This is a genomic window from Pseudomonas cichorii (assembly GCF_018343775.1).
Classification (GTDB): Bacteria; Pseudomonadota; Gammaproteobacteria; order Pseudomonadales; family Pseudomonadaceae; genus Aquipseudomonas; species Aquipseudomonas cichorii.
The window spans coordinates 2433048-2454719 of sequence record NZ_CP074349.1 but is presented as its reverse complement, the minus strand read 5'-3'; the positions used below and the strand labels follow the sequence as shown (position 1 = coordinate 2454719).

6 protein-coding genes are annotated in these 21672 nt (G+C 62.8%); all 6 read left to right on the top strand.

What is annotated here, in order from left to right:
* The first annotated feature begins 129 nt into the window (after positions 1-129).
* The 6 genes from KGD89_RS10835 to KGD89_RS10810 are packed head-to-tail and all read left to right on the top strand — an operon-like array spanning position 130 to position 21672.
* Entirely contained in the window at positions 130-1914 is a 1785-nt protein-coding gene (locus KGD89_RS10835) for an ABC transporter ATP-binding protein (RefSeq protein WP_025259802.1), read from the top strand.
* Positions 1911-3656, top strand: coding sequence for an ABC transporter ATP-binding protein (locus KGD89_RS10830; RefSeq protein WP_025259801.1), 1746 nt, complete (start codon positions 1911-1913; stop codon positions 3654-3656). The genes KGD89_RS10835 and KGD89_RS10830 overlap by 4 nt, the downstream gene beginning before the upstream one ends.
* Before the next feature lie 59 nt (positions 3657-3715).
* Positions 3716-9886: a non-ribosomal peptide synthetase gene (locus KGD89_RS10825; RefSeq protein ID WP_025259800.1), complete on the top strand. Its 6171-nt coding sequence runs from the start codon at positions 3716-3718 to the stop codon at positions 9884-9886.
* The gene (locus KGD89_RS10820; RefSeq protein WP_025259799.1) at positions 9883-11106 is read left to right on the top strand and encodes an MFS transporter; all 1224 of its coding nucleotides are present in this window, start codon (positions 9883-9885) and stop codon (positions 11104-11106) included. The genes KGD89_RS10825 and KGD89_RS10820 overlap by 4 nt, the downstream gene beginning before the upstream one ends.
* Positions 11093-20593, top strand: a complete 9501-nt coding sequence (locus KGD89_RS10815; protein ID WP_025259798.1) for a type I polyketide synthase — start codon at positions 11093-11095, stop codon at positions 20591-20593. The genes KGD89_RS10820 and KGD89_RS10815 overlap by 14 nt, the downstream gene beginning before the upstream one ends.
* Positions 20590-21672, top strand: coding sequence for a Gfo/Idh/MocA family oxidoreductase (locus KGD89_RS10810; protein WP_025259797.1), 1083 nt, complete (start codon positions 20590-20592; stop codon positions 21670-21672). Before KGD89_RS10815 ends, KGD89_RS10810 begins: the two co-directional genes overlap by 4 nt.

Here is a 21672-nt window from a genome sequence, read left to right as displayed (position 1 = left end):
AAGGTGTAACGAGCGAAGCCGACAAGCGCTTCGCTCTTTCAACGGAATAACCCGTGGCCACGGCCCTTCAGCCGTCAGCCTGGCCCCGTGCACCCTCCTGAAAAGCACAGAAACCCACAGGAGTTCTGAATGAGCCCACAACACGACACTGTCGGCACGACCACAACCGAGCCCTTGAGCCATACCGGGCTACTGAAACTGGCACCCACACTGTTTGCCATCGCCATCGGTTGCGCCGTGGCCTCGACCCTGCTCAGCCTGGTGCCGCTGTGGTGTATCTACAAGATTGCGCAGATGCTGCTCAATACCGCCCCCAATGCCGAAGCCGCCCTGGGCTGGGGGCTGGCAGCGCTTTTTGCCGTTCTGCTGCGCTGGCTGATCATGACCGTCAGCCATGTAACCGCCCACCTGGCGGCCTTCGAGCTATTACGCCAGTTGCGCAGCCGTATCGCCCGGCATCTGGGCGAAGTCCCCTTGAGCTTCTTCAACAAGAACAGCAGCACGGACCTGCGTCGCACCATCAACGACGACGTCGGCTCTCTTGAAGGCTTTTTTGCTCACTCACTCCCCGACTCCATAGCCGCCGCCGTAATGCCGCCGCTGACCCTGATCGTGCTGCTTTGCATCGACTGGCGACTGGCACTGGCCTGTATTGCCCCGCTGCCCCTGGCCTTTATGGCGCAGATGCTGATGGTCAAGGGCTCGGCCGAACGCATGGCCAAATGGCAAAGCCTGCAACAGCAGATTTCCCAGAGCTTCAGCGAGTACCTGCAAGGTATCCAGGTCGTGAAAAGCTTCGGCCTGACCAGCCTGCGCTTCGGCACACTGAGCAAGGACATTCGCGGTGCCGCTGAGTGGGTGGCCGGGTTTGCCCGCAAGAGTTCGCTGTTCTGGGTGGTGTTCTCGGGCCTGCTCAGCGCCAACCTGATCATCGTGGCGCCGCTGGGTGCCTGGCTGCTGCTGGCAGGCAAGATCACCCTGGAAACATTGCTGTTGTTTCTGCTTCTCGCTCCCGCCGTACTGATGCCACTGCTGCGCCTGACCTACATGCTCGGCGATCAGGTACAGCGCAATGCGGCACTGGCCCGTATCAACGCGGTGTTGCTCAGCCCGGCGATGAGCGAAAACCCGGACGCCCGCATCCCCGATGCGCCACTGGACCTGCGTCTGGAAAACGTCTCCCACGCCTATGGCGAAAGAAAAGCCCTGAACCAGGTCAGCTTCAGCGCCCAGGCGGGCCAGTTGACAGCGCTGGTCGGCCCCAGCGGCTCCGGCAAGAGCACCATAGCGCAACTGGTTTGCCGCCTGTTCGATGCCGACAGCGGCAGTATCACTCTGGGCGGAACGGACCTGCGTGACTGGCCGCTGGAAGCCTTGCTCGAACGGGTCGCGTCGGTATTCCAGCAGGTTCACCTGTTCGACGGCACAGTGCTCGACAACCTGCTGCTGGCCAGGCCCGATGCCGATCAGGCCAGCGTCGAGGCCGCAACCCGCGCCGCCTGCGCTCACGATTTCATTCAGCGTCTGCCACAGGGCTATCAGACCCGGATCGGCGAAGGCGGCGCGCAACTGTCCGGTGGCGAACGCCAGCGGCTGTCCATCGCACGCGCCCTGCTCAAGAACGCTCCGGTGCTGATTCTTGATGAAGCCACCGCCTATGCCGACAGCGAAAACGAAGCGCTGATCCAGGAAGCACTGGCCAATCTGTGTCGAGGCCGCACGGTGCTGATGATCGCCCACCGCCTGCATACCGTGATTGCCGCCCAGCGCATCGTCGTGCTGGATCAAGGGCAAGTGCGCGGCGCCGGTCGTCATGAAGAGCTGCTTGAAAACTGCGCGTTGTATCGACAGCTCTGGCAAGACCACACACGTATTCGCCAATGGCAACTGAGCAGTACAGGAGTATCGGCATGATCGCCAATCTGATGCGAGCCGGTGAACGCCTGGCCGGCCAGCGTGACCCTCATCTGAATCAGGGCCTGCGCCTTGCAGTGCTGGAAGGCCTGCTGAGCGCTGCGCCTTACCCTTTGTTGTACGGGTTGCTCGACAGCCTGCTCAAAGGCACGGCCACCACCTTGAGCGTGATCGGGCTGGCACTGGCGATGCTCGCCTGCCTGATTGCCCGAATCGTCACCGGTGCAATCGGCACCCCGCTGATCTTCACGGGTGCCTACGCCATGATGGCCAACGCCCGCATTCGCCTTGTGGACCATCTGCAAAAGCTGCCTCTTGGCTGGTTCGGCAAGACCCACAGCGGCGAAATCAGCGCTCGGGTCACCGGTGACCTGGCACTGGTAGAGCATCTCTGGTCACACTTTCTCGGCGTCTTCGCCCTGTCGCTTGCGAAGCTGGCCTTTCTCCTGATCTTCCTGTTCTGGCTGGAACCCGTGCTGGCCTGCGCCGTACTGGCCATGCTGCCATTGGCCTGCCTGGCCATCTATGTGGCGATCCGCAAGACCCTGGTGCATGCCGACCGCATGCTCACCAATAACAACCGCACCCAGGCAGCGTTGCAGGAATACATTCAAGGCATTGCGGTGATCCGCAGCTTCGGCCGGTTCGGCAGCGCCCTGCAACGCTTGAACAAAGTGATGGATGCGCAACATCAGGCAATGGTCAGCATCGAACTGAAACCGGCACCCTGGGTCGGGCTGTTCGGGCTGGTGATCGAAGCCGGTTTCATCCTGATGGTGCTGCTGGGCTGCAACCTGCTGCTCAAAGGGCAGTTGAGTATCGAAAACCTGCTCATCTTTACCGTGCTGTCCCTGCCGCTGTATCGCCAGGCCATCGACCTGGGTTTCTCCACCCTGCTGCTGCGCTTCGGCCATCTGGCGCTGACCCGCACCGAGCAGTTGCTGGAACAGGCGCCGATGCCGGAGCCGTCCACGCCACGCAAACCCCGGCACTTCGACATCGAACTCAAGAATGTGCGCTTCAGCTACGCCGAGCGTGAATCGACGGTGATCGACGGTATTTCCTGCCACCTGCCAGCGGGCACCCTGACCGCACTGGTCGGCCCGAGCGGAGCAGGCAAAAGCACCCTGGCGCATCTGGTCGCAAGGCTCTGGGACATCGACAGCGGCCAATTGCAGATTGGCGGCATCGAGGCCCGTGAGATTGGCAGCCATTGCCTGCAAGAACACATCGCCATGGTCTTCCAGGACGTCACGCTGTTCTCCGGCACCGTGCTCGACAACCTGCTGGTCGGCAAGCCCGACGCAAGCGAGCAGGAAGTCATCCACGCCGCACGCCTTGCCCAGGCCCACGATTTTATCGAAGCCCTGCCAGACGGTTACGCCACACGAATCGGCGAAAACGGCGGCAGGCTTTCAGGGGGTGAACGCCAGCGCCTTTCGATTGCCCGCGCCCTGCTCAAGAACAGCCCGATCCTGTTACTCGATGAAGCCACTTCCAGCGTCGATCCGTCCTCGGAAGCCGCTATTCAACTGGGACTGGATGCGCTGGTGCGTGACCGCACCGTGCTGGTCATCGCTCACCGTCTGCACAACATTCAGCACGCCGACCAGATTCTGGTCATGGATCGCGGGCGCATCGTCGAACAGGGCCGTCACGACGAGCTTCTGGAGCTGAACGGTCTTTACGCACATTTATGGAATCAGCAGAGCCGGGCACGGCACTGGAACCTGAACACCTGAACCCTACGCGCCGCGCAAATCCTGCGCGGCACGAGTACTTGTCTGGATGGAGTCTTACCATGTACACATCGACCAGAAAAGCCTCGACTACGCGCGGCACAACGCTTGAAGACTTCGACCCTGCAACACTGGTTGATGAAATCGCCAAGCAACTTCGCTTGCCCGTCGAACAGCTACCAGGCGATGCCAACCTTCTACGGCTGGGCCTTGATTCAATGCACCTGATGGCCTGGCTCAATCGCTTTCGTCGCCTGGGCTTCAAGGTGACCTTGAGCGAGCTTTATGACCACCCGACGCTGGAAGGCTGGCAAAACCTGCTGACCAATGCCCGCGCCAAAGCTCCGGGTGCCGCTGTACCACAAACGACAGAGCCGCTACCGCGCATGAGCGATGGCCAGCCATTCCCGCTGACCGCCGTGCAGCACGCTTATCTGGTCGGCCGCTCCAGCGAGCAGCCACTGGGCGGCGTGGGTTGCCATCTGTATCAGGAATTCGATGGCCATGGGCTGACAGCACAGGTGCTGGAGCCTGCGATCTATCAACTGATCGAACGCCATCCGATGCTCAAGACCCGCTTTCTGGCCAACGGTCGCCAGCAATGGCAACCACACGCCTCATGGCCGGGCCTGAAGGTTCATGACCTGCGTCAGCACGACCAGGCTTCGCGCCAGCAAACCCTCCTGCAATTGCGTGAGCAACTGGGCCATCGTCGCCTGCAGGTCGAGATCGGTGAAACCTTCGACTTCCAGTTGTGCCTGCTGCCTGAAGGCAAACACCGGCTGCTGGTCAATATCGACCTGCTGGTCTGCGATGCCGCCAGCTTCAACCAGCTGTTCGAGGAACTGATTGCCCTGATAGCGGACCAGCCGCTGCCACCCTCGCCCACCGATTACGACTTTTGCAGTTACCTGACACAGGTCGAGCGCAACGATCAGGCACGTATCGAACAGGCCAAAGCCTGGTGGATGGCACGTCTGGACGATTTGCCGCTGGCCCCGATCCTGCCCTTGGCGCAAGAACCCGAGCGTATCGAACAGGTCCGTATCAGCCGCCGCCGCGGACAACTGGACGCCGGGCAATGGCAGGTTTTCAAGGAGCACGCCGGCAACCACGGCGTAACCCCGACCATGGCGCTGGCCACATTGTTCAGCGCGGTGCTGGGCCGCTGGAGCGGGCAACAGAAACTGCTGCTGAACCTGACCCTGTTCGACCGTCAGCCACTGCATCCGGCTGTGTCCGGCATGATTGCCGACTTCACCAATATCCTGCCGTTACCGGTGGAATGTGACGGGCAGACCTTTGCCGAACTGGCACTGGCCAACCAGCGGACGTTTGCCGAGGTCCATGAGCACAGCGCCTGGTCCGGCGTCGAGGTGCTGCGCGAACTCAAGAAACACCAGCGCCACCCCCACGGTGCGCCGTTGGTGTTCACCAGCAATCTGGGACGCCCGCTGTATGGCGAAGCCGAAGCAAGCTCCATCGGCGAACCGGGCTGGGGCATTTCCCAGACCCCGCAGGTGTGGATCGACCACCTGGCGTTCGAGCACCGTGGCCAGATCATGCTGCAATGGGACAGCAACAACGACCTGTTCCCCAAAGGGCTGACCGACACGCTGTTCGAGGTCTATTTCGAGCAGGTGCTGGCCTTGATTGCTGACCCGAGCGGCTGGTCACGTCCGCTGCCGGAACTGATGCCTGCCACCCAGCGCGTGGTCCGCGAGCTGGCGAACGCCACGGCGCGTCCTGTGCCTGCCGGCCTGCTGCACGACGCTGTTTTCGCCCAGGCCGTACACCGTCCAGATGCCATCGCGCTGATTCAGGGCGAGCGTCAGTTGAGTTTTGCCCAGTTGATCGATCAGGCCAGTCGCCTTGCCGGCAGCCTGCAAGCCCGAGGCGTGAGCGCAGGCGATACGGTCGCGGTCAGCATGTTCAAGGATATCGGCCAGATCATTGCCGTACTGGGCATTCTCAAGGCCGGAGCCATTTACGTTCCCGTGCCGCCTGATCAACCGCTGGCGCGACGTCTGGGAATCTATAAAGGTGCCGGGGTCAAGTGCGTGCTGACCAGCGCGGACGAACCTCGCGAAAACGAAATCGACAACCGTCTCGACTGGCAGCAGGCAATCCTCGGTGAACCGCTGTTTCAGCAAGTGGCCGTGGATGTGCAACAACCGGCCTACATCATCTACACCTCAGGTTCCACCGGCGAACCCAAAGGCGTGGTCATCAGCCATCAGAGCGCCCTGAACACCTGCGTGGATATCAGCCAGCGCCATCAAGTCGACGAAAACGACCGGGTACTGGCCCTCTCGGCGCTGCATTTCGACCTGTCGGTCTACGACATCTTCGGCGTGCTCGGTTCAGGCGCTTCGGTGGTGTTGGTCAACGAGCAGCAGCGCCGTGATCCTGCGCTGTGGTGCGACCTGATCGTGAAACACGGCATCACGCTATGGAACAGCGTACCTGCCCTGTTCGACATGCTGCTGACCTACAGCGAAGGCTTCGAGCTGAACAGCCCGGCGCATCTGCGGGTGGTCATGCTGTCCGGCGACTGGATCGGCCTGGACCTGCCCGAGCGCTATCACCAGTACCGCGCCGACGGCGAGTTCGTGGCCATGGGCGGTGCGACGGAAGCGGCGATCTGGTCCAACACCTGCACCGTGGCGCGTGTCGAGCCGAATTGGCGCTCGATTCCCTACGGCCAGCCGCTGGCCAACCAGAGCTATCGCGTGGTGGATGAGCTGGGCCGCGACTGCCCCGACTGGGTTGCGGGGGAGCTGTGGATCGGCGGTATCGGCGTCGCACAAGGCTACTTCAACGACATCGAGCGCAGCGCCCGTCAATTCGTCGAAGTGGACGGCGCACGCTGGTATCGCACCGGCGACATGGGCTGCTACTGGCCCGACGGTACCCTGGAATTCCTCGGCCGTCGCGACAAGCAGGTCAAGGTCGGCGGCTATCGCATCGAACTGGGCGAGATCGACGCAGCGTTCAACCGTCTGGAAGGCGTCAAGAGTGCCATCAGCATGGCACTGGGCGAACGGGAAAAAAGTCTGGTGGCCTTTGTCGTGCCGCAGGGTTCAAGCCTGTGCAGCCCGGTCGAAGCCGACCCGCACACACCGACCGACTATTGCGACTGGCTGACGTCTCCTTGCCTTGCTGAGCTATCGACCTCGCAAGATGCTCTGCTGGCTGACTTTCTGATCCAGCACCTGGCCCTCAACGGCCTGGACTTCAGCACGCCGGTCAGCCTCGACGCGGCCCTGCAAACCTATGGCGCTCAGGAACAATGGCGGGCGCTGTTGGGCCGCTGGCTGGACGAGTTGAGCACCCAGGGCCGCCTGCACTGCAATGCCGATGGACAATGGCAGCGCACACACAGCGCCGAATCGGTCAGCAACGCCGACAACGATTCGACTTACGCCCTCAAGGAAGCGTTGAACGCTCACCACGACGCACTCAGCGATATCCTGCGCGGCCAACGCAATGCCCGGACCTTGCTCGATCACCCTTACTGGTCCCCCGAACATCTGTTGATGCAAAGCGCTGGCAGCAGCGCCGCCCTCGAACAACTGGCGACCTCCATTGCCCGCCTGAGCCAGCGTCTGCAACGCCCCGTGCGACTGATCGAAGCCGGTGCCCGCAGCGCCGTGGCCGCCGTTCATCTGCTGGAGCGTCTGAGCGCCACCCAGGTGCAATACACGGCTATCGATGAGTCCCAGGCGCTGGTCCTCAAAGCCCGGGAACGTCTGGCCCGCTTTGCCCATGGCAAAGCCTGTCGCGACACCGATGCCGAACTCCAGACCCTGCGCCACAGCGCCGATGTCTTGTTGATCAATAACCAGTTGCACCGCATCGACCAGCCGGAGCTGGCACTCCAACGCTGGCTGAAACTCTGTGCGCCGGGCGCCGCTGTCTGTGTGCTGGAACTGGCGCAGGCTTCCCCGCTGGCCCTGGTCAGTGCCGACCTGCTCAGCGAAGGTCAGAGCGCCGCGCAACAACTGCACGATACGGCCCACTGGCAAACCCTGCTGGCTCAGGCCGGATTGAGCAGCGGTCATGCCGATCGCCTGGGCGATGTGCAACGTCTGGTGCTGCGCGCCAGCGACACTCTGCAAAAACCGGACGCGGCACGACTGGCCAAGGCACTGGCCGGCGAACTGCCCGGCTATATGATCCCCCAGCGCCTGTACTTTCTCGACGCCCTGCCCCTGACAGCCAATGGCAAGATCGACCACAAGACTCTAGCCCAGCTCTGCAAGCCTGCCGTCGAAATCCTCGACGACACTCAGGCCCCGAGCACCGACCGCGAGCAATTGCTGGCCCGTCTCTGGGAAGAGCTGTTGCAGACCGGTCCGGTCCATTGCCAAAGCCAGTTCTTCCAGCTGGGCGGCGACTCTCTGCTGGCCACCCGACTGATCGGCGAACTGGGCAAGCATGGCTATCGCGCCCGGCTCGATGACCTGTTCAACTTCCCGGGTCTGCAAGCGTTCGCGGCCACTCTGGTCGCCGACAACAGCGCGCCTGCGACAACCCTGCAACATGATCCCGCTGGCCGCTATCAACCTTTTGCCTTGAGCGATGTGCAGGAAGCCTACCTGGTGGGTCGCCAGCCCGGTTTCGTACTGGGCGGCGTAGGTGCGCATTTCTTTGTCGAGTTCAACGTCGAGCAACTGGATATCCAGCGCTTCGAGTCGGTCTGGCAGCAGTTGATCGACCGCCACGACACACTGCGCGCAGTGGTGCGTGACGGGCGCATGCAAGTGCTGGAGCAGGTTCCCGCCTTTGTGCCGCAACGTCACCGCGTCAGCTCGCTGCAGGCCCCGGAAACCCTGGCGCTGCGTGATCGCCTGTCGCATCAAGTGCTGAACCCGGAACAATGGCCATTGTTCGATGTGCAAATCGCCGAGGATGGCGGCACGCACAGCAGCGTGTTCATCAGCCTGGACAACCTGTTGCTCGACGGTATGAGCATGCAGATTCTGCTGGCCGAACTGGAAGTGCTGTATCAGCAACCCGACCGCGAACTGGAGCCTATCGATATCGGCTTCAGGGATTACCAGTGCCTGCGTGCCGAGCAACGCGAGGCCGTCAACGCCCAGGCCTACTGGCAGCGCCGTCTGGACAGTCTGCCGTCCGCGCCGCGCCTGCCATTGCGCCAGGACCCGAGCGAAGTCGGCACGCCACGCTTCGTGCGTCTGGCCGAACGGATTCCGGCAGACACCTGGGAACGCCTGAAAGCCCAGGCACACCAGCACCAGTTGACGCCTTCAGGCCTGCTGCTCAGTGCATTCGCCGCCGTGCTTTCGGCCTGGAGCAGCGAGCGTGAACTGACCCTGACGCTGTTCGACCGTCAGCCGTTGCACCCGCACATCGACCGGGTACTGGGCGACTTCACGTCATTGCTGTTGCTGGCCTGGCAACCGACCGGCCAGTGGCTCGGCAGCGCTCAACGCCTGCAACAGCGGCTCTGGCGCGACCTGGCCCAGCGGGATCACTCGGCCATCCGGGTGATGCGTGAGCTGGCCAGGCGCAACGGTATGGCTGCCGCGCAGATGCCGGTGGTGTTCACCAGCGCGCTGGGCTTCGACAAAGGCCGCTTCATGGCCGAGTCGTCCTGGCTCAAACCGGTCTGGGGCATTTCCCAGACGCCACAGATCTGGCTGGATCATCAGGTCTACGAGTCGGAGGGCGACCTGTGCCTGAACTGGGATGCGGTCGAAGCGCTGTTCGAGCCCGCCATGCTGCGCGCCATGTTCACCCAGTATGTTGCCCTGTTGCATCAGTTGGCCGAACAACCGCAGGCATGGGCCTTGCCGCTGGAGCAACTGGTGGCGCGCAAACAGGCAGGGGCCTCAATCGCCACCCTGCCCCGCGCACTGCCAGTACCGACGCCGGTGGACACCGGCAGCCAGGTCGATGAGCAGATCGTCGAGCAGATCCGCCAGAGCTTCAGTGAAGTGATGGGGCTGAAACTGCACGACGCCCGGCAGAACTTCTTCGATGCGGGCGCCAGCTCCCTGAAGCTGGTGCAGTTGCATATCCGTCTGACTCAATCGGGCTATCCGCAACTGCAAGTCACGGATCTGTTCGGCTACCCCAATGCCCATGCGCTGGCCTTGCACCTGAGCCAGACAGCGCCAGTCAGCGAAGACCTGGAACAGGCGCGTCGTACCCAGTTGACCCAGCGCAATGCCAGGCGCTTACGTCGCATCGGGAGTGCTTCATGAGCCGCTATCTGCCTTATTGGTGTTACTACCTGCATCAAGGCATGCTCACGGCCTTGATGCTGCAAGGGGTGGTCGGCTACTTCCGTCATAAGGGGCTGGACCTTGCCAGCCTCAGTTTGCTGTCGCTGACGTTCCTGCCCTGGGTCGGCAAGTTTCTCTGGGCACCCTGGTGCGAACGCCACAGCATCCCCCTGCGCGGCAATCGCTACCTGGGCAGCCTGGTGATCCTGCAACTGTGCATGGCGGTGACCCTGCTGACGCTCGGCTTTCTGGCACCGGAGCATTCGATCTACCCGATCATGGCCGGCCTGATGTTGCTGGCGTTGCTCTCGGCCAGTCATGACATCTATGCCGACGGCATCACCATTACCACTTGCGATGCAGCCAGTCGTCCGTTCGCCAATACCGCGCAAGTGGGCGGCAGTTATCTGGGCGTGGTGTTCGGCTCGTTCGTGTTTCTGTACCTGGCCGAGCACTGGGGCTGGCGTGCGGGCTTTACCGGGATGGCGGCGGTTTCACTGTTGCTGTTATTGCCGGTGAGCCTGCTACCGGCCAGCACGGTCAGCACTGAACCAACGCGACCTCCAAGGCTGGACCTCAGCAGCTTCACGGCCCTGTGGCCTGCGCTCTGCCTGACCGCCATCTACTACCTGGCAATGCGCGGCCTGATGACCGTACAAACCGTGCTCTTGCTGGATCAAGGCTTGAGTCTCGCGGACCTGGGTTTTGTAACAACGTTGTACGGCACCCTCGCCAGCGCTCTTGGCGTATTCCTCGGCGGCTGGCTGGCCAAGCGTTTCGGCGCCTGGCGTTGCCTGCTGCCCGCCATGGCCATCCACGCCGCGATTGCCGTGGCGGCGGCGCTGGGCGCCACGCTCTACAGCCTCACGGCCTGGCTGGCGCTGTTCGCGCTGGTCAATGTCGCGGCGGCCATCAGCTTTGTCACGCTCTACAACCTGTTGATGGGCGTCGTACGAGCGCACCAACCGGCCTCGGACTATGCCCTGCTGCAATCGGTGGATGCTGCCATTGCCATGCTCGGTTCCATGGCCGCCCTGCAAGTCGCCCATCACCTGGGCTATCCAGCGTTGCTGGCCATTCTGGCGGCCATTGCCTGCCTTTCTCTATGGCCTGCGTTGCGGCTGCGTCGCCGCCTTGAACGCGCTTCATCCACTTCGTCTAACGCTCCTGCCCAAGAGGTCATTCATGCACACCTTTGAAGAGTTCTACGGCACCAGTGAACCCATCGCCGTCATTGGTCTGGCTTGCCGCTTCCCCGGCGCCAGCGACAGTAACGAGTACTGGCAGAATTTACTGAATGGCCGCGAATGCAGCCGCCGTTTCAGCCGTGAAGAACTGCTGGCCGCCGGGTTGGACCCGGCGCTGATCGACAACCCCGATTTCGTCAATGTGGCCTCGACCATCGATAACCCTGACCGGTTCGATGCCGCGCTGTTCGGCTATTCGCGTCAGGAAGCCGAGTCCATCGATCCGCAACAACGACTGTTCCTGCAAACCGTCTGGCACGCTCTGGAGCATGCGGGTTTTGCGCCACGCGACGTTGTTCACAAGACCGGTGTATTCGCCTCCGGACGCATGAGCACCTATCCGGGCCGCGACAACATCCGCGTTACCGAAGTGGCTCAGGTCAAGGGACTGCAAGCCTTGATGGGCAACGACAAGGATTACCTGGCCAGCCGCGCCGCTTACAAGCTCAACCTTCGCGGCCCGGCCATGACGGTGCAGACGGCCTGTTCCAGTTCGCTGGTCGCCGTGCACATGGCCTGTGAAAGCCTGCGCAGCGGCGAATGCTCCATGGCCGTGGCGGGTGGCGTTGCGGTGTCGTTTCCGCAACAGGCGGGTTACCTCTATCAGCCGGGCATGATTTTCTCGCCGGACGGACGCTGCCGCCCGTTCGACGCCAGTGCCCAGGGCACCTTTGCCGGCAACGGCGTCGGTGCCGTGACCTTGCGTCGCCTTGAAGATGCCTTGCGCGATGGCGATCCGATTCTTGCCGTACTGCGCGGCAGTGCGATCAATAACGACGGTCATCACAAGGTCGGCTATACCGCGCCATCGGTGGTCGGTCAGCGTGAGGTCATCAGCGATGCCCTGCTGCTGGCCGATATCGAATGCTCCAGCATCGGCATGATCGAGGCTCATGGCACCGGCACGCCACTGGGCGACCCCATCGAAGTGCAGGCGCTGCGCGATGTCTTCGCCCAGCGCAGCGACATCGGCGGCTGTGCGCTGGGCTCGGTCAAGGGCAACCTGGGGCATCTGGATACCGCAGCCGGCATCGCCAGCCTGATCAAAACGGTGCTTGCCGTCAGCCATGGGCGGATTCCGCCAAGTATCAACTTCGAGCAGGCCAATCCCGCGCTGCAACTGGAAAACAGCCCGTTCAGGGTCCCGACCCAGCCACGTGACTGGCCAGCCGGGCCGCGCCGCGCGGGCGTTTCCTCCTTCGGAATCGGCGGCACCAACTGCCATGTAATCGTCGAAGCCCTACCCGATACCTTGCGCAGCACCAGCCCCAAACCTGAGTCCAGCGCTCTGTTGCTCAGTGCCGCAAGCCAGGCATCGCTGCAACAACTGGCCGGTCGCTACGCCCTGCAACTCAAGAACAGCAACGCTGCGGCCAACCTGGCACATACCGCGTTACACGGTCGACAACTCGACCTGCCTTATCGCCTGGCGGTGCCACTGCATGAAGAAACGGCACCGGCACTTGAAGCCTTTGCCCAGGGCAACAGCGATGCACTGCTGCATGACGGCCATGCACAACAGGCCGCGCAGCTCTGGTTGTGCAGCGGCCAGGGCAGCCAGTGGGCAGGCATGGGCAAAAATCTCTACGGCCAAGCCAAGGCATTTACCGAAAGCCTGGACCGCAGCTTCGCCGCCTGCGCTGCCCACCTTCAGCCGTCCCTGCAATCGGTGATGTTCGGCGAGCATGACGCGCTGATCGACCGCATGGATTATGCGCAACCGGCCATCGTGGCCTTTGCCGTGGCCATGGCCGCCCACTGGCGCGAACAAGGCCTGACGCCGGACCTGCTGATCGGTCATTCGGTCGGTGAGTTCGCGGCCGTGGTGATCGCCGGGATCTACCGCCTGGAAGACGTGCTGCCACTGGTCATTACCCGTGGTCGCCTGATGAACCAGAGCGCCGCCGAAGGCACGATGCTCGCGGTGTTCTGCAACGCCGCAACCCTTGAGCCTCTGGCCCGCCAGCATGGCGTCGAGATTGCCGTGCATAACGCCGAACAGCATCTGGTGGCTTCGGGCAGCCGTGACGGCATCGAGGCGCTGGTGCAAACACTGCAAGACCGGCAGATCCGCCATAACCGCCTGAGCGTGGCCGGTGCAGCGCATTCTCGTCTGCTCGACCCAATCCTCGACGAGTTTCAGCAAGCCTGCGCCCGCCTGCATGCCAACCCCGGGAAAATCCCGCTGATCTCGACCCTGACCGGCCAGCCGCTGACTCAGGCCGAGCTGGAAAGCGGTGATTACTGGCGCCGACACATGCGCGAGCCAGTACGCTTCCATCAGGCCTTGCAACAAGCCCTGCAAACCAGCGTCGGCATCAGCCTGGAACTGGGTCCCGATGCGCCGCTGACCGGCATTGGCACTCGCCTGCAACAACCGGGCGTGCACTGGATTGCCAGCGCCCGACGTCAAAAGCCCGCGCAAGTTGTATTGCAAGACAGCCTGCTGCGCCTGTTCGCCGCGGGCGCCAACCTGCCATGGCGCGAGTTGCTGCCCAGCAGCGGGCAACGCATCCAGGCGCCACTTTATGCCTTTGATGAACAACGCTACTGGTGCGATACGCCACGTCAAACGCTCGCGGTGACTCAGCAGGATCCGTTGCTGGAAGCCGGTCGCCAGGCCGTCATTCAAGAAGGCGCAAGCCTGGATCTGCCGCGTCTGGAACGCCTCTATGTGTGCGTGACCAAGCTGCATGCAATCTATGTCGACCAGATGGTTCGCCAGTGCGTGGGCGAGCGCATCGATACCGGTGCTCCGGCGCTGGACATCCTGCGTGGCGGGCGTCTGCTGCCGCGTCACCGGCAATTGCTGGTGCGCCTGCTCAATGCCTGTGTCGAGGATGGCTACTACGCGCAGGAACACGGTATCTATCGCACCGCGATTCCGGTGCCTTACGAGCAGCGCGCAGCCCTGCTCAAGGAACTGCGCGACTGCTGCGAAGGCCTGGACGTGATCGCCGAAACGGTCGAACGCGCTGGCGAGCAGCTTTTCGCCATGATGAACGGCTCCGTGGAGCCCGTGGCGGTGATCTTCCCGGAAAGCGCGTCGAGCGGCGTGGAAGTGCTGTATCAGCAATTCAGTTTCGGTCGTTACTTCAACCAGATTGCCGCAGGCGTGATATCCGGGCTGGTCAACCAGAACCGGCAGAACGGTGGTAGCCCGCTGCGCATTCTGGAAGTCGGTGGCGGTACAGGCGGCACCACCGCCTGGCTGTTGCCCGAGCTCAAGGACGTGGCGGATGTGCGTTATTGCTTTACCGATATTTCCGCCCTGTTCAGCCGCCGTGCCGAAGAAAAATTCAGCGAATACGACTTTGTCGATTACGCCCAGTTCGACCTGCAGAAACCGGCCGGCGAGCAAGGCTTCCTGGCCGGGCAATATGACCTGATCGTCGCCGCCAACGTGATCCACGCCACCCAGCATGTGGGCCAGACGCTGCAAAACCTGCGTCCGTTGCTCAAGCCCGGTGGTGGCCTGTTGATGCGCGAAATCACTCGCCCGATGCGTCTTTTCGACTTCGTGTTCGGCCCGCTGGTACTGCCGCTGCATGATGAACAGGCCCGTGGCGGCGAGTTGTTCCTGTCCACCGAACACTGGCAGCAGCAATGCCGGGAAAGCGGTTTCGAGCGCCTGGACTGGTTGCCGGACGATGGCAGCGTGACCGCAAACATCAGCGAGCATATTCTGCTGGCCCGCACCCAGGCGTCGAACGTCACCGCCAACCCTGCCAGTGCCGGTCACGACAGTGGCAGTGCCGTTCTGGGTCGACAACTGGGCGAAAGCCTCTATCAACCCGACTGGCGAGACTGCTCCGGCCAGGCGCAACGCTGGCAGGCGCGTCTTCAACAGGCATGCAACGAATTGGCATCACGGCATGGCGACACACGTCAGGTGCCGGTATTCACGCAGCCTGTCGCGTTGCCCGAACGGCTGGACGGTTTGTCGCTGGAATGGTGTGCCAGCCCGTTCGGCGTCGCCCGTGTGACACTCAAGCAGCGCAATGACCAAGGGCAATGGCTATTGCTCGGCAGCGCCGATAACCAGCCAGTGGCCAACGCTTCTCTGCCCGCACTGAAGGCAGCGCCTGGCACTCATTACGCCTGGCAGTGGCAGGCACTGAACGTGCAGGACGCCGCGGTCCCCGCATTGCGCATTGAGCCGGCCAGCGCACGATCCGCACTGGCCGAAGTGGGCATTGCTCATGACCCTGACGCCAAGGCCTGCCTGCTGGTCGTGGAAAACGGCGAGCTGCAAGCCATCACCCACGACGTGCTCAATGCCCTGACCCGCAACACGGATCAACCTTTACTGGTGGTCACCCGCAATGCCTGGGCACCGGCTGGCGATACCGCCGTAAACCCGGAACAACGTGCAATCTGGGGCTTGCTAAAGGTTGCCAGTGCCGAGCAACCAGAGCGGGCGCTGGCGGCTATCGACCTGAATGGCAGTGACGAATGGCAACAGATGTTGCCGGGTTTGAGCGCCGCACAAAGCGGCGAACGCTGGATCGCGGTACGCAATGGTCAGGTACAGATCCAGGCACTGGCTGCCCAACCCCACAGCACCGCCAACCTGCCCGCGCACAGCTTTACCGGCAACGGCTGGCATGTGGTAACCGGCGCCTTTGGCGGGCTGGGTCGTTTGAGCGTCGAGTGGCTGGCTCATCAAGGTGCCCGTCGTATTGCCCTGCTCGCCCCTCGCGGCCCTGAAGACGTCGGGCAGTGGTTCGCCCGCCTGCAACAGGAACACGGCTGCGAATTGCGCTGGTTCGACTGCGATGTCAGCGACCCGGCTGCGCTGGGCATGTGCCTGGAAGACTTGCAACTGGATGGCGGCCTGATGGGTGCGGTTCATAGCGCCGGGCTGCTGGACGATACGCCGCTGGCCAACCTCGACACTGAACGCATGCAACCGCTGTTGCAGGTCAAATGCTCGGCGGCCAGCCAGCTTCAGACCGCACTGGCCGGTCAGGGCCGCTATCTGCTGCTCTACTCTTCGGCCGCTGCCAGCCTCGGCGCATCGGGCCAGGGTGCCCATGCGCTGGCCAGTGCCTATCTGGACGGTCTGGCCGAAGCCAATCCTCGCGCCAGCCTACGCACCATCAGCATTGCCTGGGGCGCCTGGGGTGAGATCGGCCGGGCTGCCGAAGACAACCTGCATGCCAGACTGGCTCAGGGCGGAATGGGCACGCTGCAAACAGGCGAAGGTCTCTGGCATCTGGAGCAAGCCGTCATGCGCGGTGCGCCATGGCACCTGGCAATGCGCGTGGATCATGAGCGTATCGACCCGCGTCGTCGCCTGTTCGCACAACAGGCCGAACAACCTGCCGCCCGACCTCAGGCCAAGAACACTCGGCAGACCGATGCTATCACGGCACCGGTGCTGACCGGCGAAGCAAAGGCTGATCGTCAGGCCCTGAGCCACTGGCTGAGCGCATCGATCTGCCGACAATTGCGCCTGGGCTCCGATTCTGCGCCTGCGGAAAATCAGGACCTGATGCAACTGGGCCTGGATTCCCTGCTGTTCCTGGAACTGAGCAGCGATATCCAGCGCCAACTGGGCATCCGTCTGGACGCCGAACAGGCCTATCGCGACCTGAGCATCCGCGGCCTGAGCGCCCTGTTGCTGGCCGATGCCGGGAAAACGCCGGTGGCCGCGAACGATCAGCAGATCGTGCCTGATCCAAAGGCGCGCTTCGAGCCGTTCCCGTTGACACCGATTCAGCACGCCTACTGGCTGGGACGCACCGACCTGATCGAATACGGCGGTGTGGCCTGTCATGTGTTGTTCGAGTGGGACAAGGCCTATGCCGATTTTGACCTGAGCCGTTTCGAGCGGGCCTGGAATGCGCTGATCGCACGCCATGACATGCTGCGCATGGTGGTGGACAGCGACGGTCGGCAACGCATCCTTGAACAGACGCCCTGGTACAAGCTGCCACGCGATGACCTGCGCGACTTGCCTGAGGAACAGCAACAACAGCGCTTGCTGGGCATTCGCGAAGAAATGTCGTATCGGGTCCTGCCCGCCGACCGCTGGCCTCTGTTCGAGGTCACGGTCAGCGAACTGGATGCCGGACATTGCCGCCTGCACATGAACCTCGATCTGCTGCTGTTCGATGTGCAGAGTTTCAAGGTGATGATGGACGATCTGGCCACGGCCTATGCCGGTCAGGACCTCGCGCCTCTGCAATTGACCTTCCGCGACTATGTACTGACCGATCTGGCCCAGCGCGACAGCCTGCAATGGCGCCAATCCTGGCGCTACTGGCAGGAAACACTGGCGCACCTGCCGGCCGCACCGCAGTTGCCGATGGCCGCCGTGCCGCAACAGGGCCAGCCACGTTTCCGCACTTTGCAGGCCACGCTGGGTGCCGAGCACTGGAGCAGCTTCAAGACGCAATGCCAACAGTCTGGCGTCACCGCCTCTGCGGCCTTGCTGGCGCTGTTTGCCCAGACGCTGGAAAGCGTCAGCCGCACGCCGGACTTCACCCTCAACCTGACTTACTTCAACCGCCGCCCACTGCATCCGCAGGTCCAGCAGTTGATCGGCGACTTCACTTCGGTGCTGTTGATCGACTTCCAACTGGGACGCGGCGACAGCCTGCGTCAGGTCATGGAAAGTACCCAGGCACGTCTCTGGCAACGCCTCACCCACACCAACGTCAATGGCGTGGAACTGATGCGCGAACTCGGGCGTCGTCAGGGCCAGAGCCGTCAACCAACCATGCCGGTGGTGTTCACCAGCATGCTGGGCATGTCGCTGGACGGTAAAGCCATCGATCAGGCCATGACCTCGACCCTCGGCGACCCGGTGCATGTCTTCACCCAGACGCCGCAGGTCTGGCTCGATCATCAGGTCATGGAGATCGACGGGGAGCTGGTGTTCAGTTGGTACTGCATGGAGGACGTGCTGGCCGACGGTTTGATCGACAGCCTGTTCCAGGCCTATGGCGAATTGTTGCAGAAACTGGCAAGCCATCCTCAAGGCTTCGATGGCCTGCCGGATCTGCCACGCCACGACTGGTCAGTCAATCTGGACGGCGAGCGCTTCGATCCGCAAGCCCTTGAGGCACAGTTGCGCCGTGCGCAAGGCGTTCAGGCGGCAAGAATCAGCGTCGATACCGATGGCCGTACCTTGCTGGGTGAACTGGTCGCCAGAGAACCGGCAGCCCTTGATGACACCCTTCTCGCTCCGCTGCCACTGGCACTGAACGAGTTGCCGGACCTGAGCGATGCCCAGCGTCAGGAAGTGGACCTGACCTGGCAAGCGCTCGAAAGCCGTGCCCGCCAGGGCATCCTCGCCACGCTGCAAAAGCACGGGCTGTTCACTGAAGCCGGTCAGAGCCATGACCTGGCTCAGGTGATGACCCGTCTGGGAGCATTGCCGCAATTTGGCGGCCTGCTGCGCCAATGGCTGGCCATGCTCTGCCAGCAAGGCTGGGTACAACAGGACGGGCAACGCTACCTGACCCTGGCGCCAGAAGGTGCCCCGGCGACAGCGCAGACACTGCCCGATGCCGACTGGAGCCAGACACTTTCCACCTATCTGGATGCCTGCATCGAGTTGCATGGAGAGTTGCTGCGAGGTGATCGCTCGCCGCTGAGCCTGCTGTTCGGTAACAGCGACGAAGTCGTGAAAGCCCTGTACAGCAACAACCCGGTCCTGCATTGCCTGAACAGCGCACTCGCACAGACCGCCAAGGCGCTGGCCGGAAAACGTCGTGACCTGCGGGTGCTGGAAGTGGGCGCCGGTACCGGTGCCACCACCAACCATTTGCTGCCGATGCTGGAAAGCCATCTGAGTGAATACCGCTTTACCGATGTTTCCAGCCTGTTCCTCAAGCAGGCCCAGGAACGCTTCGCAGCCTGGCCGCAACTGACCAGCTCGATTCTGGACCTGAACCAGCCCGTGGACTTCAGCCAGCATCCGGCACAAGGCTACGACCTGATCGTGGCGGTCAACGTGATGCACGATGCGTCCCATGTGACCCGTTCACTCAAACGCTTGCATCGTCTGTTACGCAGCGGCGGGCATTTGCTGTTGCTGGAGGCCACCGAACGCGACAGCGCGCTGCAACTGGCGAGCATCGGGTTCATCGAAGGCCTGAGCAACTTTGAAGACGAGCGCAGCGAAGACGACAAGGCCATGCTGGACCTGCCGCGCTGGCGCACTGCCGTGCAGGCTTCGGGCTTCAGTTGGGTGATGAACTGGCCGCAACAGGCTCAGGACAGCATGCGTCAGCACTTCATGCTGGCCCGCGCCGAAGGCCACACGCATCTGGATCTGGCGGCTGTGCAGGCTGAGATTGAACAGCAGACACACTGGCCACTGGCATTGCGTCAGGTCGAACACTTGTTGAGCGCGACTGAAACCCAGCGTGCCGAAGCAGCCAGCACCGAGTCGCGTCCCGCAGCAGTCGTGAACCCGGCAACACTGGATGCCGTCGCCCGGCTATGGCAGGAATTGCTCGGGCAAAGCCTGGATGCCGAGAGCGACTTCTTCCAGAGTGGCGGTGACAGCCTGATAGCGACCCGCATGATCGCGCGCCTCAACCGCATGGGTTACCCCGGCAGCAGCCTGCGCAATCTGTTCGACAACCCGCGTCTGGGCGACTTCTGCGCCACATTGCAGACCACCGAGGCCCGCGCCGACGACAACCCGCTGGCGCTGGCCCGTGGCCGCAACACGCTGCCAATGTTTGTGTTCCATGCATCCGATGGCGAAATAGGCTCTTACCTGCCGCTGGCTCAGGCGCTGGATCTGCAGGTCTTCGGCCTGCAGGCCGCCGATGCGCCGGGTATTCAGTCTTTGCAAGAGCTGGCAGCGCATTACGTTCGCGCCATTCGCCGCCAACAGGCCAGCGGGCCGTATGTGCTGCTGGGCTGGTCCTACGGGACATTCGTGGCCGAAGCGGCTGCTCATCTGTTGCAGCGCGATGGTCAGCAGGTGCGTCTGATCCTGCTCGACCCGGTCTGCCGTGAAGACTTCCACGTCGAGAACCGTTCGGGCCTGTTGCGCCTGATGGCCCAGGGCGCGAAGACCGTCGAGTTGCCCGACGATCTGGAACAACTTTCCGCATCCCGGCAACTGGAAGTGTTCATGGGCAATGCCACCCGTGCCGGCGTCCTGAAAAACCCGCCGGAACCGGAGCAGGCCCGACAGTGGCTGGAACGCATCGAGCACTTGATGAAGCTGCTGACCCGCCACTCACGCCCGCACCACCTGGACCTGCCGTGCCTGTGGCTGACCGCCGAAGGTCGCCCGCAGCACTGGCAACCCGCCGAACAGGACTGGCAGGACTGGGCTGCACAGGCCAGGCGCCAATCCATGGCCTGCGATCACTGGCAATTGTTGCTCGATCCGCAACAGGTCGAACGTACCGCTGCCGTCATCAATGACTGGCTGGCCGCCACTGACAAGGAGCATCAACAATGAGTACGCCTTTGAAAGTCCTGATCGTCGGGGCCAAATTCGGCGAGCTGTACCTCAACAGTTTTCTGGACGAGCAACCCGGCCTGCAACTGGCTGGCCTGCTGGCCACTGGCAGCCCGCGCTCCAGAGCGCTGGCCAATGCCTTCGGCATCCCGCTCTACACCGACATCGAGCAAGTGCCCGGCGACCTGGACATTGCCTGTGTCGTGGTGCGATCGGCCATCGTTGGCGGTGTCGGCGGGCAGCTCACGGAAAAGCTGCTGCGCCGTGGCCTGCACGTCATTCAGGAGCACCCGGTTCACCCGGATGAAATCGCCCGTCATCAATCACTGGCCGCACAGTCGGGGTTGCATTACATCGTCAACAGTTTCTACCCGCATACCGAAGCCGGTCGTTGCTGGACCGGTGCAGCGCAACGTGTCAGCCAGTTGCTGGACGGTCAGAAGCCGCAACTGGCGCAACTGACCACCAGCCGCCAGTTGCTCTATTCGAGCCTGGACCTGCTGCTGCAAGCCTTGGGCTGCGAGCTGGCGGCACAGGCCAGCGTGAGCCTGGTGGATCGCGACACGGACTTTCACACCCTGTCGCTCACTCTGCCGGGCAGCCGTGTGCTGCTGCGCCTGCAAAGCTGGATGGACCCCGACGATCCCGACCTGCACAGCCTGGTCATGCATCAGTTGAACCTGGCCTGGAGCAGCGGATACCTGTCGCTGGACGCCAGTTATGGCCCGGTCAACTGGACGCCCGCGCTGCATGCCGATACCCACAACGACGATCGGCAGACGCTCTACGCCAGCACCGCCCACTATCTTGAGCGAGCCACGGCATTGCCCCTGCACCCGGCAGCCAGCCACTGGCGCAGCGCCCATGAAATCGAAGGTCCTGCGGGCGTCACCTGGCTATTGCAACACCTGAAAGCCTGCATTCAGGGCGAACCTGTCGCTGCAAGCCTGAGCAGCGACTACCAACTCGCCCTGGCCCGGCTCTGGCAGGAAACCCTGCGCTGTGCCGGCCCTGCCGAGCAGCGTTCGGCCACGCCGCCGCGCATCATCGATGCCGACCAACTGCGAGCGGAGGTCTGA